Source organism: Thauera sp., assembly GCF_034003485.1.
Lineage (GTDB): Bacteria > Pseudomonadota > Gammaproteobacteria > Burkholderiales > Rhodocyclaceae > Thauera.
Genome location: NZ_JAVEYL010000063.1, coordinates 1 through 7,441, shown reverse-complemented (window position 1 = coordinate 7,441; position 7,441 = coordinate 1). Strand labels below are relative to the sequence as shown.

5 protein-coding genes and 2 pseudogenes are annotated in these 7,441 nt (G+C 67.9%); all 7 read left to right on the top strand.

Annotated elements, in window-relative coordinates:
* Positions 1 to 409 (top strand): annotated as a pseudogene (locus RBT54_RS17800) (CbbX protein); the annotation flags it as partial.
* Positions 410 to 473: 64 nt separating this feature from the next.
* Complete coding sequence (locus RBT54_RS17795; RefSeq protein WP_320368352.1) at positions 474 to 1,562, top strand: class 1 fructose-bisphosphatase; 1,089 nt, start codon at positions 474 to 476, stop codon at positions 1,560 to 1,562.
* An 18-nt stretch (positions 1,563 to 1,580) separates the two neighbouring features.
* Complete coding sequence (locus RBT54_RS17790) at positions 1,581 to 2,462, top strand: phosphoribulokinase (protein WP_320368351.1); 882 nt, start codon at positions 1,581 to 1,583, stop codon at positions 2,460 to 2,462.
* Positions 2,463 to 2,486: 24 nt separating this feature from the next.
* The gene (gene tkt, locus RBT54_RS17785) at positions 2,487 to 4,577 is read left to right on the top strand and encodes a transketolase (protein WP_320368350.1); all 2,091 of its coding nucleotides are present in this window, start codon (positions 2,487 to 2,489) and stop codon (positions 4,575 to 4,577) included.
* 29 nt (positions 4,578 to 4,606) lie between these two features.
* Positions 4,607 to 5,656, top strand: coding sequence for a class II fructose-bisphosphate aldolase (fba, locus tag RBT54_RS17780; RefSeq protein WP_320368349.1), 1,050 nt, complete (start codon positions 4,607 to 4,609; stop codon positions 5,654 to 5,656).
* A gap of 304 nt (positions 5,657 to 5,960) precedes the next feature.
* A complete protein-coding gene (locus RBT54_RS17775) occupies positions 5,961 to 7,256 on the top strand; it encodes a DUF3422 domain-containing protein (RefSeq protein ID WP_320368348.1) in 1,296 nt (431 codons plus the stop codon).
* 85 nt (positions 7,257 to 7,341) lie between these two features.
* Positions 7,342 to 7,441 (top strand): annotated as a pseudogene (locus RBT54_RS17770) (phosphoribosylaminoimidazolesuccinocarboxamide synthase); the annotation flags it as partial.

The following is a 7,441-nucleotide window of genomic DNA, read 5'->3' as shown; positions in this document are numbered from 1 at the left end:
GGAGAACCAGCGCGACGACCTCGTCGTCATCCTCGCCGGCTACGCCGAGCGCATGGAACGCTTCTTCGAATCCAACCCCGGCATGAAGTCGCGCATCGCCCACCACGTCGACTTCCCCGACTACAGCAACGACGAACTCGGCGAGATCGCCCAGCGCATGCTCGCCGGCTGGAACTACCGTTTCGACGCGGCTGCGCGCCGCACCTTCGACGAATACATCGTGCTGCGCCGCCGCCATCCGCACTTCGCCAACGCGCGCAGCGTGCGCAACGCGCTCGACCGCATGCGCCTGCGCCAGGCCCTGCGCCTGTTCGAAGCAGGCGGGCTGGTCGATGCGGATTCGCTCACCACCCTCACCGAAGCCGACGTGCGCGCCAGCCGGCACTTCCTGCCAGCCGAAACCGCCTGAGCCGAGCCGGCGCACACGCACAACGACAAGCACCGATCCGGCACCACGCCGGGGGAGACAGACCATGTTCAGCCTCGACCGCAGCACGCTCACCGAATACCTGATCGAGCACCGCCGCAACAACCCTTGCGCCACCGGCGAGTTCAACGCCCTGATCCTGCAGGTCGCGCAGGCCTGCAAGGCGATCTCGCGCGCGGTCGCCCACGGCGCGCTCGCCGATGTGCTCGGCAGCCACGGCAACGCCAACGTGCAGGGCGAGGAACAGAAGAAGCTCGACGTCCTCGCCGACGAGATCTTCCTGCGCGCCACGCACTGGGGTGGCGACCTCGCGGGCATGGTGTCCGAAGAGAACGAAGCCCCCATCCCGCTGCCCGCCAGCGACCAGCGCGGCAAGTACCTGCTCGCCTTCGATCCGCTCGACGGCTCATCCAACATCGACGTCAACGTCGCCGTCGGCTCCATCTTCTCCATCCTGCGCGCGCCCACGCCGGGCGAAGACGCGCCAGCCGAAGACTTCCTGCAACCCGGCAACCGCCAGGTCGCCGCCGGCTACGCCATCTACGGCCCCTCCACCATGCTGGTGCTGTCGGTCGGCAGCGGCGTCGCCGGTTTCACCCTCGACCCGATCATCGGCGAGTTCTACCTCACCCACCCCGACATCCGCGTACCCGAAACCACGCGCGAGTTCGCCATCAACGCCTCCAACGCCCGCTTCTGGGAAACCCCGGTGCGGCGCTACGTGGATGAGTGCCTCGCCGGCCGCAGCGGCCCGCGCGGCGCCGACTTCAACATGCGCTGGATCGCCTCGCTGGTGGCCGAAACCCACCGCATCCTGATGCGCGGCGGCGTGTTCCTCTACCCGCGCGACCGAAAGGACCCGGCCAAGCCCGGCCGGCTGCGCCTGCTCTACGAGTGCCACCCGATCGGCTTCCTCATCGAACAGGCCGGCGGCCGCGCGAGCACGGGCGTGCGCCCGGTGCTCGAGGTCCAGCCCGAATCGCTGCACCAGCGCATCGGCTTCGTGTTCGGTTCGAAGGAAGAGGTCGAGCGCATCGAGCGCTACCACGGCGAACCGCTGATCGGTGGGCCGCAAGACGAGCTGCCCTTGTTCCAGACGCGCTCGCTGTTCCGCGACACCGCATTCGCTTCATAAGCCTCCCGGGGAGACATCATGTCCGAACGTCATCCGATCGTCGCCATCACCGGCTCCTCCGGCGCCGGCACCAGCACCGTACAGCGCACCTTCGAGGAGATCTTCCGCCGCGAGGGGGTCACTGCGGCGGTCATCGAGGGCGACAGCTTCCACGCCTACGATCGCAAGACCATGCGTGAGAAGCTCGCCGCCTGCGACCTCGACGGCAACTGCCAGTTGAGCCACTTCGGCCCCGAAGCCAACCTGTTCGGCGAGATCGAGAACCTGTTCCGCAGCTATGGCGAGTCGGGCAGCGGCAAGCGCCGCAAGTACCTGCACAGCGCCGACGAAGCCGAGCCGTACAAGCAGGAACCCGGCACCTTCACCCCGTGGGAGGAGCTCCCCACCGGCACCGACCTGATGTTCTACGAAGGCCTGCACGGCGCAGTTCAACACGAGAACATCGACGTCGCGCGCTTCGTCGATCTGCTCATCGGCGTGGTGCCGGTGATCAACCTCGAATGGATCCAGAAGCTCAACCGCGACAAGAGCACCCGCGGCTACTCCACCGAGGCGGTCACCGACACCATCCTGCGCCGCATGCACGACTACGTGCATTACATCTGCCCGCAGTTCGCGCGCACGCATGTGAACTTCCAGCGCGTGCCGATGGTGGACACCTCCAACCCCTTCATCGCACGCGCCATCCCGACCGCCGACGAATCCATGGTGGTGATCCGCTTCGCCAACCCAAAGGGCATCGACTTTCCCTACCTGCTCAACATGATCAACGACAGCTTCATGAGCCGCGCCAACACCATCGTGGTGCCGGGCGGAAAGATGGAACTGGCCATGCAGCTCATCTTCACCCCCTTCATCTGGCGCCTGATGGACCGCCGCCGCAAGGCGCTGGCGCAGTAATGCTTCCCGATTGGAGAAATAACGATGAACATGCGACTCACCCAAGCACCGATCGACGCCCTGTGCGCCAACGCCCTGCGCTTCCTCGCCATCGACGCCGTCGAAGCCGCCCAGTCCGGCCACCCCGGCATGCCCATGGGCATGTCCGAGATCGCCGTGGCACTCTGGAACCGGCACCTGCGCCATAACCCCGCCGACCCCGCCTGGCCCGACCGCGACCGCTTCGTACTCTCCAACGGCCACGGCTCGATGCTGCTCTACGCCCTGCTCCACCTCAGCGGCTACGACCTGCCGCTGGGCGAGCTCAAGCGCTTCCGCCAGCTCGACAGCCGCACCCCCGGCCACCCCGAGGTCGGCCACACCCCCGGCGTCGAAACCACCACCGGTCCACTCGGCCAGGGCGTGACCAACGCCGTGGGCATGGCGCTCGCCGAGAAGCTGCTCGCCGCCGAGTTCAACCGCCCCGGCCACACCCTCGTCGACCACCGCACCTGGGTCTTCCTCGGCGATGGCTGCCTGATGGAAGGCATCAGCCACGAGGCCGCGAGCTTCGCCGGCGTGCAGCGGCTCTCGAAGCTGATCTGCTTCTGGGACGACAATCGCATCTCGATCGACGGCGACGTCTCCGGCTGGTTCGCCGACGACACGCCGGCGCGCTTCCGCGCCTATGGCTGGAACGTGGTCGAGGCAGTGAACGGCCACGACATCGCCGCCGTCGATCGTGCCATCCAGGTGGCGCTGGGCCACGCCCGGGCCGACACCGGCCCCACGCTCATCTGCTGCCGCACCAACATCGGCCATGGCAGCCCCGGTCGGGCCGGCACAGCGGACGTCCACGGCGCGCCACTCGGCGCCAGCGAGATCGCCGCCACGCGCGGCGCACTCGACTGGCCGCAAGTCCCCTTCGAGATCCCGGGTGAAGTCCGCGCGGCCTTCGACGCACGCGCCCGTGGGGCTGCGCAGCAGGCAGAATGGGCGCGGCGCCTCAGCGCCTACGCCCAGGCCTTCCCCGACGAAGCGGAAGAATTCCGCCGCCGCACGGCGGGCGATTTGCCGGTAGGTTTCGGCATCCTGTCCAACGCCATCCTGCGCGGCGTCGCGAAGGAGGCGGCCTCCGTCGCCACGCGCAAGGCCAGCCAGCAGGCCATCGGCCGCCTGGCACGCGCGCTGCCGGAGTTGCTCGGCGGCTCGGCTGACCTGACGCATTCCAACCTCACCGACTGGCCTGGCTGCGGCGCCGTGCGCGCAGATGCGCCCGGGCGCCACATCAACTGGGGTGTGCGCGAGTTCGGCATGGCCGCTGCGCTCAACGGCATCGCCCTGCATGGCGGCTACATTCCCTTCGGCGCCACCTTCCTGGTGTTCTCGGACTACGCCCGCAACGCCATCCGCATGAGCGCATTGATGAAGCAGCGCGTGGTGTATGTAATGACCCACGACTCGATCGGCCTGGGCGAGGACGGCCCCACCCATCAGCCGGTCGAGCATATCCCCAGCCTGCGCCTGATCCCGGGGCTGGACGTGTGGCGCCCGTGCGATGCGGTCGAAACCCAGGCCGCCTGGAACGCCGCGGTCGCGCGCCGCGACGGCCCCACCCTGCTCGCCCTGTCGCGCCAGAACCTGCCGCACCAGGCGCGCGACGAAGTGCAGATCCAGGCCATCCTGCGGGGCGGCTACGTGCTGGCCGATGCCGACGCGCCTGCGCTCGTCATCATCGCCACCGGCTCGGAGGTGGCGCTGGCGATGGCGGCGCACGCGGCGCTGGCCGCCGAGGGGGTAGGTGTGCGCGTGGTGTCCATGCCGTGCCCCACGCTCTTCGACCGTCAGACCGACGAATGGCGGCACAGCGTGCTACCCGCCGGCGTGCCGCGACTGGTGATCGAAGCCGCACGCGGCGAGGGCTGGTGGCGCTACATCTGCGGCGATGGCGGCTGCGCCGGCGAAGTGATCGGAATCGATCGGTTTGGCGAGTCCGCTCCAGCTTCTGCCCTGCTGCAACGCTTCGGCTTCACCCCTGACGCAGTACTCGCCCGGGCGCGTGCCCTGATCACATCCACACCTCAGAACACGTTCGCATCCACGCAGCCCCGCGCCGCGAAGGCGACGCTGAACTGAGCCGCCCACTTCCTGCGGAGATCCATCCCATGGCCATGATCGCCCTGCGCCAGCTGCTCGACCACGCCGCCGAACACGGCTACGGCGTGCCCGCCTTCAACATCAATAACATGGAGCAGATCCACGCCATCCTGCTCGCCGCCGAGGCCACCGACAGCCCGGTCATCCTGCAGGCCTCGGCCGGTGCGCGCGGCTATGCCGGCGAGGCCTTCCTTAAGAAGATGGTCGAGGCCGCGGTCGAGCAGTGGCCCGACATTCCGATCTCCCTGCACCAGGACCACGGCGCCAGCCCTGCGGTCTGCCAGCAATCGATCCGCAGCGGCTTCACCAGCGTGATGATGGACGGCTCGCTGCGCGCGGACATGAAGACTCCGGCGAGCTACGCGTACAACGTCGAGGTCACCCGCCGCGTGGTGGAGATGGCCCATGCGGTGGGCGTATCGGTGGAAGGCGAGCTCGGCTGCCTCGGCTCACTCGAGACCGGCCAGGCCGGCGAGGAAGACGGGGTCGGCGCCGAGGGCACGCTGGACCACAGCCAGATGCTGACCGACCCCGACGAAGCCGCCGACTTCGTCGCCGCCACCGGCGTCGACGCACTCGCGGTGGCGATCGGCACCAGCCACGGCGCCTACAAGTTCACCCGCCCGCCCACCGGCGACATCCTCGCCATCGACCGCATCGCCGCCATCCACACCCGCATCCCCGACACCCACCTGGTGATGCACGGTTCCTCCAGCGTGCCGCAGGAATGGCTCGCCCTCATCCGCGAGCATGGCGGCGAGATCGGCGAGACCTATGGCGTGCCGGTCGAGGCCATCGTGCAGGGCATCCGAAGCGGCGTGCGCAAGGTCAACATCGACACCGACCTGCGCCTGGCGATGAGCGGCGCGATGCGCCGGCTAATGGCCACCGACCGCAAGGAGTTCGACCCGCGCAAGTTCTTCAAGGCCGCCCGCGACGCGGCGCGCGACATCTGCCGCGAGCGCTTCGAGGCCTTCGGCTGCGCGGGGCAGGCCAGCCGCATCAAGCCGCTGCCGCTGGACGCGCTCGCGCGGCGCTACGCCAGCACCACGATCTGAACCTGCGGCAACGCGGTCCGGCATACGCCCTCACCGCTTGCCGCTCCATCTGCCCGCACCGCTCGCACCGGCAGGTACCCACGGTGCGCCTTCCTTCTCTCCCTGCCTTCGGGCTTTGCGCCCGCTTCCCGTCCCGGAAGCGGGCGTTTTCTTGCAGCACCGCTGATCCTGCCCTGGTACAACGCGGTTTTCGCCATCCCTCGCTTGTCACCCCGTAGGGGCTGGGCAAGAATGCGAAAGCTTGTAACCGGCTCCGCTTGCGACCGCACCGGCCGCTCCTCTCCCGTACCGCGTCCCAGACATCATGTCCCTGTTCGAACAACACCCCCTGCGCCAGACGCTGAACGACGAGGTGCACGCCCGCCCACCGGTTCCGCTCGACACCCCGGAATACGTCACCTATCTCGCCTTCCTGCATCACGAGGGCAGCGCAGAACGCGAAACCGCGCATCTCGCCGCGCTCTGTGGCCAGCTCGAACTGCCGGCCCCACGCACCGACAGCGGCCACCTCCTGCTCGATGCTGGCGACTTTCGCCTCAAGTGGGAACGCCATAACGAGTTCTCCAGCTACACCTTCTTCCGCAGAATCCACCCTGACGATGGTGCAGAAGACAACGCACTCCTGTCCGTGCCTACTGCCTGGCGCCGGGACATCCCCGGCCAGCTCATTGCCGCAACGCACATCGAAGTGCGCAGCACCGACGACGTCGACCCCGACAGCCTGCTCAATCAGGCCTCTCCACGCGGAGAAACGCTGGTTGCAGCACGCGTGGCCGAATGCGCGGGCTGGGTGTTCACGGACTTTCATATCCACGACGGCTTCTCGCGCTTCGTGCTCCTCGACGATGGCCTCACGCCGCGTCAGGCCGGGCGGATGGTGCAACGGCTGGTCGAGATCGAAACCTACCGCGTCATGGCACTGCTGGCCTTTCCGGTGGCGAAGGAGGTCGGACGCTTGCTGTCGCATGCAGAAGACGAGCTCGCCGACCTGATGGATGGCATGGGCGACGCGCGCAGCGCCGAGGACGACCGCGCCGTACTCGGCCGCCTCACCCGCCTTGCCGCGGACATCGAGCGCTCGGTCGCCCGCACCACCTTCCGCTTCGGCGCCGCCGCAGCCTATTACCGCCTGGTGCAGCAGCGCGTGGATGACCTGCGCGAAACCCGCCTTGGCGGCTTCCCGACCATCCGTGAATTCATGGAGCGTCGCCTCGCCCCCGCCATCGCCACCTGCGCCACCATCGCGCGCCGCCAGGAAGACCTCTCGGGCCGCATTGCGCGCAACTCGCAACTGCTGCGTACCCGGGTGGACATCGAACTCGAGCGTCAGAACCAGGAACTGCTCGCGCAGATGAACCGCCGCGCCAAGATCCAGCTCCATCTGCAGGAGACGGTGGAGGGTCTGTCCGTGGTCGCCATCACCTACTACGCCTCGCAACTGGTGAATTACGTCGCCAAGGGCGCCAAGTCACTCATCGCCCCGGCGACCCCCGAGATCATCACCGCAGTGTCGATCCCTGTGATCGCAGGCTTCGTGTATATGGGTCTGAGGCGAATGCGCACGCTGCTGAGCAGGGAAGACGCCCCCCCCCACCCATGACCCTCCTCATCGCACTTCGCATGAACGACCCACACCCGCTGCCTCGCCTATAATCCCGCTTTTGCCAGCAACCCGAGGCCCCACCGTGGCGACGCCCCTTTTTGAAACTTCCATCAAGAGCCTGCCGCTGCTCGGCCGCGGCAAGGTGCGTGACATCTATGCCGTCGACGACGAGAAGCTGCTGA